General features: G+C 52.3%; 12 protein-coding genes. 2 read left to right on the plus strand and 10 right to left on the minus strand.

The genetic code is table 11. The features are described from left to right. Positions 1-39 precede the first annotated feature (39 nt). On the plus strand, positions 40-1590 hold the full coding sequence (locus QL223_RS11895) for a long-chain fatty acid--CoA ligase (protein WP_281544863.1): 1551 nt from the start codon (positions 40-42) through the stop codon (positions 1588-1590). After that, positions 1591-3219 carry a choline dehydrogenase gene (locus QL223_RS11900; RefSeq protein ID WP_281544864.1) on the plus strand — a complete coding sequence of 543 codons (1629 nt, stop codon included), beginning with the start codon at positions 1591-1593 and terminating at the stop codon, positions 3217-3219. Here the strand turns inward: QL223_RS11900 and QL223_RS11905 are convergent. From QL223_RS11905 to QL223_RS11950, 10 genes are all read right to left on the minus strand, one after another. Then, complete coding sequence (locus QL223_RS11905; protein ID WP_281544865.1) at positions 3216-3446, minus strand: glutaredoxin family protein; 231 nt, start codon at positions 3444-3446, stop codon at positions 3216-3218. The two genes, QL223_RS11900 and QL223_RS11905, sit on opposite strands and share 4 nt — an antisense overlap. A gap of 76 nt (positions 3447-3522) precedes the next feature. Then, complete coding sequence (locus QL223_RS11910; protein ID WP_281544866.1) at positions 3523-4299, minus strand: electron transfer flavoprotein subunit beta; 777 nt, start codon at positions 4297-4299, stop codon at positions 3523-3525. Then, positions 4286-5482, minus strand: coding sequence for an electron transfer flavoprotein subunit alpha/FixB family protein (locus QL223_RS11915; protein WP_281544867.1), 1197 nt, complete (start codon positions 5480-5482; stop codon positions 4286-4288). The genes QL223_RS11910 and QL223_RS11915 overlap by 14 nt, the downstream gene beginning before the upstream one ends. After that, the gene (locus tag QL223_RS11920) at positions 5483-7399 is read right to left on the minus strand and encodes a (Fe-S)-binding protein (RefSeq protein WP_002539906.1); all 1917 of its coding nucleotides are present in this window, start codon (positions 7397-7399) and stop codon (positions 5483-5485) included. 20 nt (positions 7400-7419) lie between these two features. Then, positions 7420-9480 (minus strand): NADH:flavin oxidoreductase, encoded by a 2061-nt coding sequence (locus QL223_RS11925; RefSeq protein WP_281544868.1) that lies wholly within the window; start codon positions 9478-9480, stop codon positions 7420-7422. 134 nt (positions 9481-9614) lie between these two features. Then, complete coding sequence (locus QL223_RS11930; protein ID WP_002539904.1) at positions 9615-10148, minus strand: DUF5943 domain-containing protein; 534 nt, start codon at positions 10146-10148, stop codon at positions 9615-9617. A 22-nt stretch (positions 10149-10170) separates the two neighbouring features. After that, positions 10171-11151, minus strand: coding sequence for a dipeptidase (locus tag QL223_RS11935; protein WP_281544869.1), 981 nt, complete (start codon positions 11149-11151; stop codon positions 10171-10173). A gap of 134 nt (positions 11152-11285) precedes the next feature. Continuing rightward, positions 11286-12440 carry a sterol desaturase family protein gene (locus QL223_RS11940; RefSeq protein ID WP_281544870.1) on the minus strand — a complete coding sequence of 385 codons (1155 nt, stop codon included), beginning with the start codon at positions 12438-12440 and terminating at the stop codon, positions 11286-11288. A gap of 141 nt (positions 12441-12581) precedes the next feature. After that, positions 12582-14270, minus strand: coding sequence for a formate--tetrahydrofolate ligase (locus tag QL223_RS11945; protein ID WP_281544962.1), 1689 nt, complete (start codon positions 14268-14270; stop codon positions 12582-12584). Positions 14271-14384: 114 nt separating this feature from the next. Next, positions 14385-15275 carry a methylenetetrahydrofolate reductase gene (locus QL223_RS11950; protein WP_281544871.1) on the minus strand — a complete coding sequence of 297 codons (891 nt, stop codon included), beginning with the start codon at positions 15273-15275 and terminating at the stop codon, positions 14385-14387. Positions 15276-15304: the final 29 nt, after the last annotated feature.

Consider the following 15304-nt stretch of genomic DNA (forward strand, 5'->3'; position numbering starts at 1 on the left):
AAAACAAGGCAAACTAAAAGGAAGATAAGGAGTACAAGGATGCACAATCTTGCTGTCAATCTGGAGCGCAGTGCGGCGCTCTTTTCCGATAAAGTTGCTGTTCGAATGGCCGACACCGCCTTCACCTTCGAACAGCTCGACAAACTCGCCGCCAACGTCGCCCATCACCTTGTTTCACTCGGCTTGGAACCGGGAGACAAAGTTGCCCTCTCCTGTCCCAATATCCCCTACTTCCCCATCGCGTATTACGGCATTCTGAAAGCAGGCTGCGTGGTAGTACCGATGAATGTATTGTTCAAGCCCCGCGAGGTTGCTTATCACCTTAATGATTCCGACGCTAAAGCCTATCTCTGTTTCGATGGCACAGAAGAATTGCCGATGGGCACCTTTGGCCAGGAAGGGTTTAAACACGCGGAAGGCTGCGAGCACTTTGTGTCCATGCCAGGAAATGATTCGTCAGCCCATTCCCTTCAAGCCTGGCTGTCAGAAGCATCACAGCCATTTGAAGCGGTTTCCCGACTGGGCGATGATACGGCGGTTATCCTCTATACCTCTGGCACCACAGGCCAGCCCAAAGGTGCTGAGCTTTCCCACACCAACATGATGACCAATGCCATGGCGTCGCAGAACCTGATGCGTTTGGAATACAGCGACACCACCATGGCGGCGCTGCCACTGTTCCACAGCTTCGGACAAACCGTGATGATGAATGCCAGCATACTCACTGGCGCGACTGTGGTGCTGGTGCCCCGCTTTGAACCTGCCAGCGTGATTGAACAAATCATCGAACAACGGGTGACTGTATTTGCTGGCGTTCCTACCATGTATATCGCCCTGCAACGTGCCAGCGAAGCCTGTGCAGAGAAAGCCGAGAAAGTGCGCCAGAGTCTGCGACTAGGCATTTCTGGCGGTGCCTCTTTGCCTGTTGAAGTGTTGCGCCAGTTTGAAGCGGCCTTTGAGCTTCCCATTCTCGAAGGCTATGGCTTGTCTGAAACCGCACCTGTGGCGACTTTCAACCATATCGACAGCGACAGACTTCCCGGCAGTGTCGGCCAACCGCTGTGTGGTCATATGATCAAGATTATCGACTTGGCCGGAAACAGCGTCCCGACGGGCGAGCGTGGTGAAGTGTGCATCAAAAGCCCAAGCGTGATGAAAGGCTATTACAACCGCCCAGAAGCGACGGAAGAAACCTTTGTCGACGGATGGTTCAAAAGTGGTGACATCGGCTATCTCGATGAACACTGCAATCTCTTCATCGTTGATCGCGTGAAAGACATGATCCTGCGTGGTGGCTATAACGTCTATCCGCGTGAAATCGAAGAAGTGATGATGTGTCACCCTGCTATCGAAATGGTAGCTGTGGTGGGCGAACCCCACGAGAGACTTGGCGAAGAAATCCATGCTCATGCACTGTTAAAGCAAGATGCTGAGGTCTGCGAAGAAGCCGAGATTATTGCTTGGTGCAAGGAACAACTGGCGGATTACAAATACCCGCGCCGCGTCATTATCCGTAACAGCTTCCCAATGACCGCAACGGGCAAAATCCTCAAGCGTGACCTCCACCCTTCCAATGATGGAGACGCATAAATGGATAGCTTTGATTACATTGTTGTCGGCGGTGGCTCAGCTGGGTGTGTGATGGCATCCCGCCTGTCCGAAGACCCGACAGTAACTGTCTGCCTGCTGGAAGCCGGCGGCAAGGACACCAGCGCCCTCATCCACACCCCTGTTGGCGTGGTGGCAATGATGCCAACCAAAATCAATAACTGGGGATTTGAAACCGTTCCCCAACCGGGATTAAACGGACGCAAAGGTTATCAGCCGCGCGGTAAAACCCTTGGCGGTTCGAGCTCAATCAATGCCATGATGTACTGCCGCGGACACCGTTTCGATTACGATCACTGGGCAACCTTGGGAAACCAAGGCTGGAGCTATGATGAATGCCTGCCGTATTTCAAGAAAGCGGAAAACAACGAAGTTCACCACGATGAGTTTCATGGCAAAGGTGGCCCGCTGAACGTTGCTGAGCTTCGCTCGCCAAGTCCATTGATTGAGCGTTTTCTGGATGCCTGTGAAAGCATTGGCGTACCAAGAAACCCAGATGTGAACGGCGCAGAGCAATTCGGTGCGATGGTGACTCAGGTTACTCAGCTTAATGGTGAACGTTGCAGCGCTGCCAAAGCCTATCTCACGCCCAATCTTAAGCGCCCTAACCTGACTGTGATCACCAATGCCACCACTTGTCGTGTGCTGTTCGAAGGCAAAAAAGCGGTTGGGGTGGAATACGAAAAACAAGGACAACGCGTTCAGATCCGCTCTCAGCAAGAGGTGATCCTGTCAGCCGGTGCGTTTGGTTCACCGCAAATTCTGATGCTTTCAGGTGTCGGGGCGAAAGCTGATATGGATACCCACGGCATTGAGCAAATTCACGATCTTCCCGGCGTGGGTGAAAACCTGCAGGATCATATCGATCTGGTGCATTCTTACCGCTGCACCGCTAAACGCGACAGCTTTGGTGTGTCGCTGCAAATGGGTATCGAAATGGCGAAAGCCCTGCCCGAGTGGATGAAAGAACGCAAAGGTAAACTGAGCAGCAATTTCGCGGAAGGTATTAGTTTTTTGCGTTCATCGGACGACATTGATGTGCCGGATTTAGAAATCGTATTCGTCGTTGGCGTCGTCGACGACCATGCCCGTAAAATTCACGCCAGCCACGGTTTTTGCTCGCACCTCACCCTGCTTCGCCCCAAGAGCATTGGTACCGTAAAACTCAACAGTACCAATCCTTCGGATTCTCCGCGTATCGACCCCAATTTCTTTGCTGACCCTGATGATATGCGAGTGATGATTGAAGGCTGGAAGAAGCAATATCAGTTGCTTGAAAGCGACGCATTTAAAGACATTCGAGGCAAGCCTTTTTATCCGGTCGATGCCACTGATGATGCAGCGATCGAGCAGGACATCCGCAACCGCGCTGACACCCAATATCACCCGATTGGCACCTGCAAAATGGGAACGGAAGACGACCCAATGGCCGTGGTGGATAACCAGCTTCGTGTCTACGGTTTGGAAGGATTACGCGTGGTGGATGCGTCCATTATGCCGACGCTGGTAGGTGGTAACACTAATGCCCCGACCATTATGATTGCGGAGAAAGTCGCCGACATCATTAAGCAGCAGCGACAAACCTTCACAACCATCGCCAAGGCGAATTAATCACCTTTCAGCGCTTTCTCCACGGCTTTCGCGTTGAAGCCGTGGAGAACTTTGTCACCAATCTTTATCACCGGCACGCCGCGCGCTCCCAGCGAGGCGTGCTCTTTTCTGCCTCTTGGTGTACCCACATCGCACAAACGGTAGGCGATTTTCTTGCTATCGAAAAACTGTTTGGCTGACTGGCAATGCGCGCAATTCTTGCTGGTGTATAACACGATGCGTTTCAAAAAGGAGCCTTTGTTCAATGATAATTTTTGAGGAGGTTACCACCGAACAAAGGCGGGGAGAACATTCAGATCAGATTCAGACGAGTCCTTTTTCTTTCAATAGAGAGAGAATCGCTTCTGCCGCTTCCTGCGGGCGTGGGTTCATCATCACTTTGCCACCTGAAGATGCGGGCGCTGCGGTAGCGGCTTTAAAGCGGTCTCGACTGGAGGCTTTCGCAGCGACGGTTTTGGTGCGCTTCGGACGTTTCTTAGCAGGCTGCCATTCCCAGCCCTGTTGCTCCAAATCCATTTTCACTTCAACTTCCAGCACATTCACTAAACCATCTCGCGCTCTGGTAAACGCACTTTGCCTCGCTGCCGGTGCTGATGAACTGGCAATCAGCAAGGCAGGTAGTTCGACCCTTAGTTTTCTGCGCTGACCACCCGCCAAAGCCTGAAGCACTTCAACGTGGGAATCGGTTTGTTCCATCACATCGACCACTTCCGGCACAACGGCTGCACCTAACCCATCAGCAACAAGATACGGCACCATACCGGACGATTCACCGTGCTCTGCCCGGGCACCGCAGAAAACCAGTTGGGGCTTCTGGGATGCAACGAAATCCGCCAGTGCCATGCTAGTGTCTGCTCCTTCAGGTTGCTTCAACACATTGACCTTGGAAACGCCCATACCAAGATATTCCCGAATAGCAGGTGATTGCGGATCTCCGGCAAACACAACCATTGCTGATTGAGACTGGGTCAAAGCCATTTCCAGCGCCTTGGCATCTCGCTCTGCCCGTCTTGGGCGGCCAGAGAGCGGGTGTTGACCGGCTGAAACCAGTACGAGGATGTTTGGGTTATCCGACATCATCAAGCTCTCCTTCACCACCAGAGGTTGCGTCAACCAATGCCTGCATCACCTCGCTGCTGTCAGCGATAATGCTGAAATCAGCGCGCTTGATCATGTCGCAGTTGGCATCGGTATTGAGTGCGATGACAGTTTCACAGGTCGTCATCCCCTGCAAATGCTGAATCGCGCCCGAAATACCTACCGCGACATAGACTTTGGCATTCACGTAAGTGCCGGTTGCACCCACTTGAGTCGTTCTCGGCATGTGTCCGTTATCGACAGCGACGCGGCTGGCCCCTTCTGTTGCGCCCAAAGCTTGCGCACATTGATGGAACAAGGCCCAGTTTCGAATTCCGTTACCACCGGAGAGAATAAAGCGGGTTTCCGCCAAAGGAATGTCAGCCGGATCAACGGCAACACCACCAAGATCAGTGACTTTCGGGATCACGCCCGCCACTTCTGCGACATCCAGAGAAGACGCCTCCGTGATAAAGCCCGCGATGGGGTCGGCCACTTGTTCTTCCACCAGCAATATTCTGGAAAGCTTCCGGTTAACGCTTTTCGAAGCGTCACCACCACAGTTCAGCTCGCCATCTGCAAATTGTTTGCCGCGGGTGATTGGCCGGACACCCAACGAGACCGCCAATCTTCTTGCTAAATCTCCACCGACTAAGGTGCCATCCGCGAATATCCAATGTTTGGGGGATAGCTCTGAATCAATGGTTTGTAATATCGCGAGCCAACTGTCAGGTGAGTAACTGGCTGCATCGAGCGTCAGCGCCCTGTCTGCGCCGGCCGAAGCAAGGTCATCTTCACGGCTGTGAAGGTTAATCATTACGACGGCTGTGCCATCGTCAGCCAGCGAATGCGCAAGTCCTAACATGTCTTTATCCAGCACCGTCAGCTTGGCACTGTCAGAATCCGAGAACACCACAATATAGTTGGAAGGATTAACAATGGTCCTGAGTGGCAGGCTTTGTTCTTGCTGTTTTTTCGCCACGCCAGCCGCGGCGATCGCAGCACCAGAGCGGTCAATCCGTTTGATGCCTTCCGCCGATAAGTACCCCTGCTTGTGGGGATTTTTGCGGTTTGTACCGCCTGACAGCAGCAAGTCATGGTCAACAGCCATCTCATCATACTGAGGATGCAGGCGATTTCTCAGGATATGTTCTTTACGGGGATCGCGTCGTTTGATGTCGTCCATTTACTCCCCCACCGCTTTTGCTTGGCCAGCGTCGGCGTTTTCTGCCACGGCATCGAGCAGCATGACCGCAATGTCTTTCACTTCTGGCCTTGGCATCACCACGCCTTCGAGCATTACTGCACACTGCGGGCAGGCAACCGCTACCATTTCTGCACCTGTCTCCCTGGCATCATCCATCCGCATATCTGCAATACGGTGTTCGCCCGGAATATCGGTGACTGGCGCACCACCTCCACCGCCGCAACAACGCGAGCGATAACCTGAACGCTCCATCTCACTGACAGTGAATCCCATACTACTCAAGAGGTAACGCGGTGCGTCATAGCCACCGTTGTAACGCCCAAGGTAACAAGGATCGTGATACGTCACCGATTGGGCTTTGGCCTGATTCAGCTTGATATCACCTTGCTCAACCAGCTTCGCCAGATACTCGGTGTGATGGAAAACATCATAGCTGCCGCCAAAGTCCGGATACTCGTTTTTCAACACATGGAAAGCGTGAGGATCCGGCGTAACAATCGATCGGAATTGGTATTTGTTCAGGGTTTTGACATTGGCAATCGCCAAGCGCTGGAAGGTCGCTTCATCGCCCAGACGACGCGCCAGATCGCCGCTATCCAATTCTTCATTACCCAAAATGGCGAAATCGATATTGGCGTTTCGAAGCAGTGCTACAACCGCACGGAGCGTGCGTTGGTAAGCTAAATCAAAGGCGCCATCACCTGCCCAAAGCAACACATCTGTAGTACCTACCTCTGACAGATGATTGAGCTTCAGATCGACGGACCAGTTCGCTCGGCTGTTGGGCGACAGGCCATTCGGGTTATCGGTTGCAATCAGGTTTTCCAATACCTCTGCGCCTTTTCCGACTGTTTCACCTTTTGCGAGCGTCAGGTGACGGCGCATATCGACGATGGCATCGACGTGTTCGATCATCATTGGGCATTCTTCAACACAGGCGCGACAGGTGGTGCACGACCAGACGGTTTCTGCATCCAGCAGACCTTCAAACAAAGGTTTATCCGGCGCTCCGCAACGGGCTTCATCAGATTTGCCAGGGTACTGGCTGCCTGCGTAATTTACGGTGTCACCGCCAGCCATGCCAACCACCATATCCTGAATCAGTTTCTTCGGATTCAGCGGCTGACCTGCGGCAAACGCGGGACAGACTTTTTCACAGCGCCCGCATTGCACGCAGGCATCAAATCCCAACAGCTGGTTCCAATAAAAATCGGATGGCTTTTCGACGCCCAGAGTTTGCTCGTCAAGATTGATTGGTTTCAATCCCGTTGATCGGCCACCGCCAAAACGTTCCTGACGACGGTGAAAACCAAGATGCAAGGCACCCGCAAAGGCGTGTTTCATTGGGCCGCCCCAGGTCATGCCAAACAGCAGGTCTGCTAAACCTAGCAGAATGCCAACGATAAGCAGTGCCGCGACGATGATGGGCACATTGCCGATGCCCAATAACAACAGCAACGACATCATCAAGCCAGAGAAGGAGAAAACCAGCAGACTGTTAGGTAGCCTCTGCCAAGGCCCTTTGGAAAGGTTCGCAGGCGGGTTTTCGCGACGTTTTTTCACTTTCACTGCACCAAACGCCATCGCAGCAAACGTCGCGCTCATCAGTGCGAATGTCAGTATATTGTCGAACCCCAGAATGAAAACCAGCACCATTAAAATGCCGGATGCCACAAAGCCCCCAGCAGTGGCGACGTGCGTGTTCGCAAACGCTTTGTCACGTGCAACCACGTCGTGAAGATCGACCAAATAGCGTCTGGGGATGGCAGCAAGGGCTTTCCCGATAGGAAGGCTGGCTGGCTTCCCTTGCTGCCAGAGACGAATCCGTTTGACTGCGCCCGCAATCGCCAGCGCAATCATGATGACTAACAAGGGACCGATAAGCGACGTCCACATCACAGATACCCCGCAGTCGGTCAGAGGTCTTTAAACAGACGCAGTGAATCGTAGATGGCAGCGTGAATATTGCGCTGCGCGCTGCAATCCCCGATGCGATAAAGTAGATAACCGTCCGCCTGCTCAGCAAATGCGGGTTGTGGCTCGAAGGCAAACAGAGTGTCGATATCTACCTGGCCGCGGTTGCGGGAGCCTTCTTTGAGCGCATAGTAGAGCGCCTCGTCCGGTCTGACGCCGTTTTCAATCACTACCTGATCGACCACGCGCTCTTCGCGCACACCTGTGTATTCGTTTTCAAAGCGGGCAATCAGTTTGTCGCCCTCTTTGTAGACTTCGTCCAGCACCAGATCCGGCGTCATCACCACATCGCGCTCGTAAAGGCTGCGATAGTATGTGGGGAAGCTGGTACCGCCCACAGCGACACCCGGCTTGATATCATCAGTGACAATTTCCACCAACGAGCCTTTCGCCGCGAGATAATCCGCCACAGACATGCCCGCAAATTCGCAAATAGTGTCATACACCACCACGTTTTTGCCCGGCTCAACTGCACCGCTTAGAATGTCCCAACTGCTCACCACCAGACCGTCATCACCGCCCCATTTGGCTTCCTGATTGATAAACGGTTTACCGCCGACAGCCAGTACCACAACATCGGGCGATTGCGCCAAAATAGTGGCTTCATCCGCTGCCGTGTCGAATACAAGGTTCACCCCCAAACGGCGCAGTTCCAGATCGAACCAGCGGGTAATACCTGCGATCTGCTCACGTTGCGGTGCAGCCGCTGCCAGCGTGATTTGCCCACCCAGTTCGCTGTTTTTCTCAAACAAAGTGACCTGATGACCACGCTCGGCGCAGACACGCGCGGCTTCCATGCCACCGGGGCCACCGCCAACAACAACCACTTTGCGAATTGGGCCGTCGGTTTTGCTGATGATATGAGGTACTTTGGCTTCGCGAGATGTCGCTGCGTTTTGGATACAGAGGACATCAATACCCTGATATTGGCGGTCAATGCAGTAGTTGGCACCGACACACTGACGGATTTGATCTGTCTGGCCCAGCTTCACTTTGGTGATGAGATGAGGATCTGCGATGTGGGCGCGTGTCATACCGACAAAGTCAATCAATCCGCTTTCCAGCGCACGCGCAGCCTGTACCGGATCTTTGATGTTTTGTGCATGCATCACAGGCACATTCACCACGCTGCGAATTCCTGCGGCAAGGTGAATAAATGGCTCTGGCGGGTAAGTCATATTCGGGATGACGTTCGCCAAGGTGTTGTGGGTATCACAGCCCGAGCCGACCACGCTGAAGAAATCGATCATGCCGAGCCCATCATAGTAAGCCGCGATTTCTTTCATGTTCTCGTGGTCAAGGCCGTCAGGATGGAATTCATCCCCCGTCATGCGGATACCCACTGCGAAATCCGGCCCCACTTCCGCACGCACCGCTTTCAGAATTTCTACGCCAAAGCGCATGCGGTTTTCGAAGCTGCCACCCCATTCATCGGTACGACGGTTAACACGCGGACTCCAGAACTGATCGACCAAGTGCTGGTGGGCAAATGAGAGCTCAACGCCGTCCAAGCCACCTTCTTTTGCACGACGGACGGCTTGCGCGAAATCATCGATAATACGCCAGATTTCTTCAGGCTCGATGGTTTTACAGGTCGCACGGTGAACCGGTTCGCGGATACCGCTCGGGCTCATCAGGGTCGGCCAGTTGCCACCATCCCAACGGGAACGGCGTCCCATGTGGGTCAGTTGGATCATGATAGCCGCGCCATGTTTGTGCATGGCATCAGCAAGGTTCTGGAAGTGTGGAATGACTTCATCGGTACTGACGTTCACCGAACTCCACCAATGCTGTGGACTATCGATAGACACTGGGCTTGAACCGCCGCAGACACAAAGGCCAATACCGCCTTTGGCTTTCTCTTCGTAGTACTTGATATAGCGCTCAGTCGGCATGCCATTTTCCGTCGCATACACCTCGGCATGTGCCGTACTGATCACCCGGTTTCTGATCGTCAGCTTGTTGATCGCAAGCGGCTGAAAAATAGCGTCGAACTGAGACATTGCACTTCCTTTTTTAGTTTTTAAGGTCCTAGGTCCTAGGTCCTAGGTCCTGCACAGATTTAAGAGGCCTAGATTCAGATTCAAACTCTTTGCTCCCCCTAGGACCTGCTTTTCCTAGGATCCAGGATCTTCTCTTAACCAATCGGTTTCACTTCAAACAGTCCAAAATCGCAGCCTTCTTCAGAGCCGCTTTGTAATTGCACTGCCTGGGTTTTGAACGGAAAGCCGACACTCTCCGTCACCTGATCCATGGCACCGGCAAACCAGCCCGTGAACATGTAATCCACCTTGCGGTTGACCTTGCCGTAGTAATACACAAACGCGGAGTTTTCGAGCCGCACTCGTGCCGTTCCCTGAGAAACATCCAAATGCTCGATAAAGAACTGTCCCCAACCGCGCTGGGAAAGACGCTTCATGTAATGGTCGAACACTTCTGCACCTGAGATGCCGTGGGTTTCCCCCTCCTGCTCGCACCAGAAATAAGCGGATTTGTAGCCTGCTTTGTAGAGCAAATCCGCGTATTGATCTGCGCCAATGGCGTCTTCCACCGCTGCGTGGTTATTGATGAAAAAGTGTCGGGGGACATAGAGCATGGGCAAGCCATCGGTGCTCCAAACGCCAGTTTCGTCGTCGACCTGAATAGGGATTTCCGGTGGATGATGACCCATTAATGCTTCCTCTCTTTCTGGCTTACTCGCCCCAAACGTCTTTAAGAACTTTGACCCAGTTGCCACCCATGATTTTCTGCACTTTCTCTGGCGACCAACCGCTGTCGAGTAACGCTGCCGTCAAATTCGGGAACTCACCGACAGTACGGATACCTTTCGGGTTGATGATTTCGCCAAATTTGGTCAGCCTTCTTGCGTAGCCTTTGTCATGGGTAATCCATTCAAAGAATTCCTGATCGTGGCCTTGGGTGAAGTCAGTGCCGATACCAACACAATCTTCACCGACCAGATCAACGATGTAATCGATGGCTTCGACGTAATCTTCGATGGTGGAATTGATGCCGTTTTTCAGGAAAGGGGCGAACATGGTGACGCCGATAAAGCCGCCGTGGTCAGCAATGAACTTCAGCTCTTCATCGGATTTATTACGGGGATGATCTTTCAAGCCAAGCGGCAAACAGTGGGAATAACAAACCGGCTTTTTCGATTCCAGAATGACTTCTTCCGAGGTTTTTGGCCCAACATGGGAAAGGTCACACATGATGCCGACACGGTTCATTTCCGCGACGACTTCACGGCCATAACCGGATAAGCCACCATCGCGCTCGTAGCAACCTGTACCGACCAAGTTTTGGGTGTTGTAAGCCATTTGCGCGATGCCTACACCCAGCTTTTTGAAAATCTCGATGTAGCCAAGTTTGTCCTCAAACGCATGAACATTCTGAAAGCCCAGCATGATGCCGGTTTTACCTTCACGCTTGGCTGCAAGAATATCTTCTGTGGTGTGCACCGGACGAATGAGGTCGCTGTTTTCACGCAGCAATTGGTTGAATTCGACAATGTTATCGACGGTACCCTGAAAACCTTCCCATACCGAGACCGTGCAATTGGCAGCGGTCAGCCCACCTTTTGCCATGTCTTCAAACAGTTCCCGGTTCCATTTGGCGATAATCAGACCATCAATGATGATGGAGTCTCGATGCAGCGCTAGAGCGTCTGACATGGGTGCGTCCTTAGTTGGTTTTTCCTTTTGTATATTTAGCCAACTTAAACAACACTCAGCTGATCCAGCGATGCGAATGCGACAGGATGTATTTTGAATGCGCCGCGAACGGCGCATAGAGGAAAATTATGAATTTATTTTTGCTTTTTAATCAGTGCAGTAAGCGGATACAGAGTTTGTCCGATGACGCCCTTCGGCATGGGTTTGGTGGTGCCATATTTTGCCGGCCAATGCTGTTTAGGCATGTGCATGGTGCCGAACAACCAGTCAAACAACACCAGATGCGCACTGTAATTGGTATCAATTGCAGGCTTTTCTGAGCTGTGATGCCAGTGATGAAATTGCGGCGTCACAAAGATGTATTTCAGAAAACCAAAGTGCATTCGGGTGTTACAGTGAATCAATACCGCTTGCAGCGCTGCGAATGCGACGTACGCATTCAATGCTGCCTCTGAAGGCCCCAGTAAATACAGCGGCACCATCACCATCGCACGCTCTGAAAACACTTGAATGAAGTGACCTCGAGAGCCTGCCAGCCAATCCAGTTCTTCCACCGAGTGGTGAACCGCATGAACCGGCCACAGCACTTTTACTTCGTGGAACAGGCGGTGTTCCCAGTAAAGAACAAAGTCTGCGGCAATCAGAATCAGTACGAATTGAACAATGACAGGCAGGGATTGCACTGACTCTTGCAATGAAGCACTCACTGCCCAGTCAAAGTGGGACGTATGGTAGTTGGCGTAAATCAGGATGGCGGAAATCGCCAGATGGTTGAAGCAGAAATAGAAGAAGTCCGTTTCCCACTCTTTACGCAAGATCACTTGGTTCTTGTACTTCGGCAGTAGCTTTTCCAGCGTCATAAAAATCGCCGCAGAGCCCAAAAACGCCAGGATTAACCAATCCACTCCCAAGGAGAGTTCTTTCGGCTCAACCGGGCCAACGGGAACGGTGTACCCACCCAAAGCAAAAGCCACCAGCGTCAGCAGTATGCCGATGCAACCCAGACGACGATACCTTTTCAGCAGGTGAGTCATGGCACCAAAGAAAAGAGAAAAATACATGCCGTATTTCAAAACATGTTGCAGGCTTTCCGCATCGTAGGTTTTACGAAGTTCAGTCGTGGTGAGATAGGAAGGAAAGAGATAAGCCAGCACGGCAAGCAGCGACAAACCACCCAAAATCACGGACAGATAGCCGCTGATTTTGCCTTCACCAAGACGAAACGCGCGGTCGGTATCTAACTCAACCCGACGTTCCTGATACTGATACGGTTTGTCCTTTTTACACATCACTTGCTCCTGCTGCCAAATCGCTTGGAATTGAATGACATGTACTTTACGTGCTTCAAGGCAGGAGAAAAACGTTCAAGGAATAAGTAACAAAAAGCGCTACTCAAGGTAGCGCTTTTTGACACTTAAATCAGATGGCACTCAGAACAGTCCAACAATCTCGCCATCATCATCCAGTGAGATGCTGAGCGCGGCGGGCTTACGCGGTAGTCCTGGCATGGTCATGACATCACCACAAATCGCGACAACAAAGCCTGCTCCCGCCATCAGGCGCAGTTCTCGCACAGGCAGTATGTGTCCTGATGGTGCGCCAAGCTCCGATGGCTCAGAAGTGAAGCTGTAAGGCGTTTTCGCGATACACACAGGGAGATGTCCGTAACCCAACTGGTGAATTTCATCGAGCTGCTTTTGTGCCGCGATGTTGAACTGCACGTCTTCCGCGCCATAGAGTGAGGTGGCAACTTTGCGGATTTTGTCATCAATCGGCAGGTCATCTTCGTAGAGGAATTGCACATCTGGCGCTTCACCATCCAAGATGGTTTTCACTGCTTCAGCAACCGCTTTGGCGCCCACACCACCTTCTGCCCAATGCTGTGCTTCTTCGACGCGCGCCCCCAGGCTCAGGCAAACTTCTTTGATGATAGAAAGCTCCTTGGCATCATCAGTCGGAAAACGGTTGATCGCAACCACTGGCGTCAGGCCAAACTTCTGCATGTTTTCGATATGGCGTTTGAGGTTGGCTGAACCAAGCTTCACCGCGTCAACGTCAACTGCATCAAGATTGTCTTTCGCGACACCACCCTGCATTTTCAGAGCGCGTACGGTGCATACCAATACCGCAGCATCCGGTTTCAAACCAGAAATACGGCATTTGATGTCGATGAACTTCTCTGCGCCCAAGTCCGCACCAAAGCCCGCTTCCGTCACCACAACATCGGTTAGACCCATGGCTGTGCGGGTCGCCATCACGGAGTTACAGCCATGAGCGATATTGGCGAACGGACCGCCATGAATCAGCGCCGGATTGTGCTCCAAGGTCTGGATCAGGTTTGGCTGAATCGCGTCTTTCAGAAGCACCGTCATTGCGCCTTCTGCGCCTAAATCACGTGCGGTCACTGGCTTGTTGTCGCGGTCACGCCCAATGATGATATTACCCAGACGACGCTGAAGATCTTTTCGGTCTTCTGCCAGACAAAGGATTGCCATGATTTCAGACGCCACGGTAATGTCGAAACCAGATTCGCGCGGCTGACCATGAGCAGGGCCGCCCAATCCCACCAAGGTATGGCGAAGCGCGCGGTCATTCATGTCCATCACACGTCGCCATGATACTTTGCGCGCATCCAGATTAAGCTCGTTACCCCAGTGGATATGGTTATCAATCAAGGCTGCCAACAGATTGTGCGCGGAGGTGATCGCGTGGAAATCGCCGTTGAAGTGAAGATTTAAATCTTCCATCGGGATGGCTTGCGCGCGGCCACCGCCAGCTGCACCACCTTTCACACCAAAACAAGGGCCCAATGACGGTTCACGCAAACAAACGCTGGCGCTAACACCGATAGCATTCAGGGCATCTGCCAGACCAATGCTGGTGGTTGTTTTGCCTTCCCCTGCTGGGGTTGGCGTAATCGCGGTGACCAGCACGAGTTTGCCCACTTTCGAGGTGGTATCAATCTGTGACAAATCCAGTTTGGCTTTGTAATGCCCAAACGGGATCAAAGCATGTGCGGCCACGCCGAGTTTACGCTGGGCCACTTCAAAGATCGGCCAAGGTTTGACGGCACGGGCGATTTCAATATCCGGCGCGCCGGGTGGAGGTAAAGCTGTCATATTTTCAGTCACTAATACGGTATTATTTTGATTATTCATTAGAGTGCCCCAAATTTCACTATTTCAGAGTCTCGGCATCAAGATTAAATGCCGGGTTACTACCAGTGAATTGGATTATCTGGCTTTGTTAGCGAGCCATTCAGCGGATTGTTTCAGCCCACCAAACGGAAACAAATGGATCCCCTTCAACACAGATTCCGACCTATTCGATTGATAAATTGCCAGCCCTTCCAGCAATGAATCTGGCGTCCAAGGCCTCAGCAGCCTGACGGCATTTAGGTTCTTGGTCAGCGCCTTTGCGGATGTTGCTACCCCGCACTGCGCCGCGTACGAAAGCAGGTTTTTCAAACGCGTAGGCCCAGCAAGTCCGAGATAAACCGGAATGCCAGCAAGTATGGTTTGGTGTTCATCGAGCCACTGCTCCAAAACCGTCTGTTCAAACGAGAATTGCGTCACCACCCAAAGACTCAGCCCATGTGTTTTGGCATAGTTACGCTTGAACTCAAGTGCGCGTTTCAATGTGGCTTGCTCAGCGTGGGGGTGTCCTTCGGGATGCCCCGCAACACCAAAGCTTTCAATGCCATATTCCTGCAACAGACCAGATTGCAGAAGTTGCATGGTATCCGCATAAGGTCCCTGAACAGTTTCAATGTCCCCGGCGATAAGTAGTAATTGCTTTACGCCCAGTACTTTGAGCGCTAACAACCATTCACGAAGTTTCTCTTCGCTCGGGACAGCGCGTGCAGGAAGATGAGGAACCGGAACCACACCCCAAATCAACAGGGTTTTACAGGTATCGAAAGCATCTTCAAAGTTTGAGGAAGGAAGAAAAGGCACGTACACACGGATACCCTTTGGCAGCCATTCCGGACGGCTTTCCAATGCACTCACTTGACGTGGTGTCGCCTCTATAGAGGCATGACAAATAAGCTTTGCCGCAGCAAAAACAGGATCGGGAAGCTGAGGCATACAATCAACATTGCCTTGTTCAAAATTCATGGTCATGAGCATTTCGCCAGAAGGAGGCGGCGCAT

Origin of the sequence: Grimontia sp. SpTr1 (genome assembly GCF_947387585.1) — a bacterium.
Classification (GTDB): Bacteria; Pseudomonadota; Gammaproteobacteria; order Enterobacterales; family Vibrionaceae; genus Enterovibrio; species Enterovibrio indicus.

Bases quoted from the DNA above. Each gene is read 5' to 3' on its own strand.
- QL223_RS11895 (WP_281544863.1), top strand. From the start codon at position 40: ATGCACAATCTTGCTGTCAATCTGGAGCGCAGTGCGGCGCTCTTTTCC.
- QL223_RS11900 (WP_281544864.1), top strand. From the start codon at position 1,591: ATGGATAGCTTTGATTACATTGTTGTCGGCGGTGGCTCAGCTGGGTGT.
- QL223_RS11910 (WP_281544866.1), bottom strand. From the start codon at position 4,299: ATGATGTCGGATAACCCAAACATCCTCGTACTGGTTTCAGCCGGTCAA.
- QL223_RS11915 (WP_281544867.1), bottom strand. From the start codon at position 5,482: ATGGACGACATCAAACGACGCGATCCCCGTAAAGAACATATCCTGAGA.
- QL223_RS11920 (WP_002539906.1), bottom strand. From the start codon at position 7,399: ATGTGGACGTCGCTTATCGGTCCCTTGTTAGTCATCATGATTGCGCTG.
- QL223_RS11925 (WP_281544868.1), bottom strand. From the start codon at position 9,480: ATGTCTCAGTTCGACGCTATTTTTCAGCCGCTTGCGATCAACAAGCTG.
- QL223_RS11930 (WP_002539904.1), bottom strand. From the start codon at position 10,148: ATGGGTCATCATCCACCGGAAATCCCTATTCAGGTCGACGACGAAACT.
- QL223_RS11935 (WP_281544869.1), bottom strand. From the start codon at position 11,151: ATGTCAGACGCTCTAGCGCTGCATCGAGACTCCATCATCATTGATGGT.
- QL223_RS11940 (WP_281544870.1), bottom strand. From the start codon at position 12,440: ATGTGTAAAAAGGACAAACCGTATCAGTATCAGGAACGTCGGGTTGAG.
- QL223_RS11945 (WP_281544962.1), bottom strand. From the start codon at position 14,270: ATGACAGCTTTACCTCCACCCGGCGCGCCGGATATTGAAATCGCCCGT.
- QL223_RS11950 (WP_281544871.1), bottom strand. From the start codon at position 15,275: ATGACCATGAATTTTGAACAAGGCAATGTTGATTGTATGCCTCAGCTT.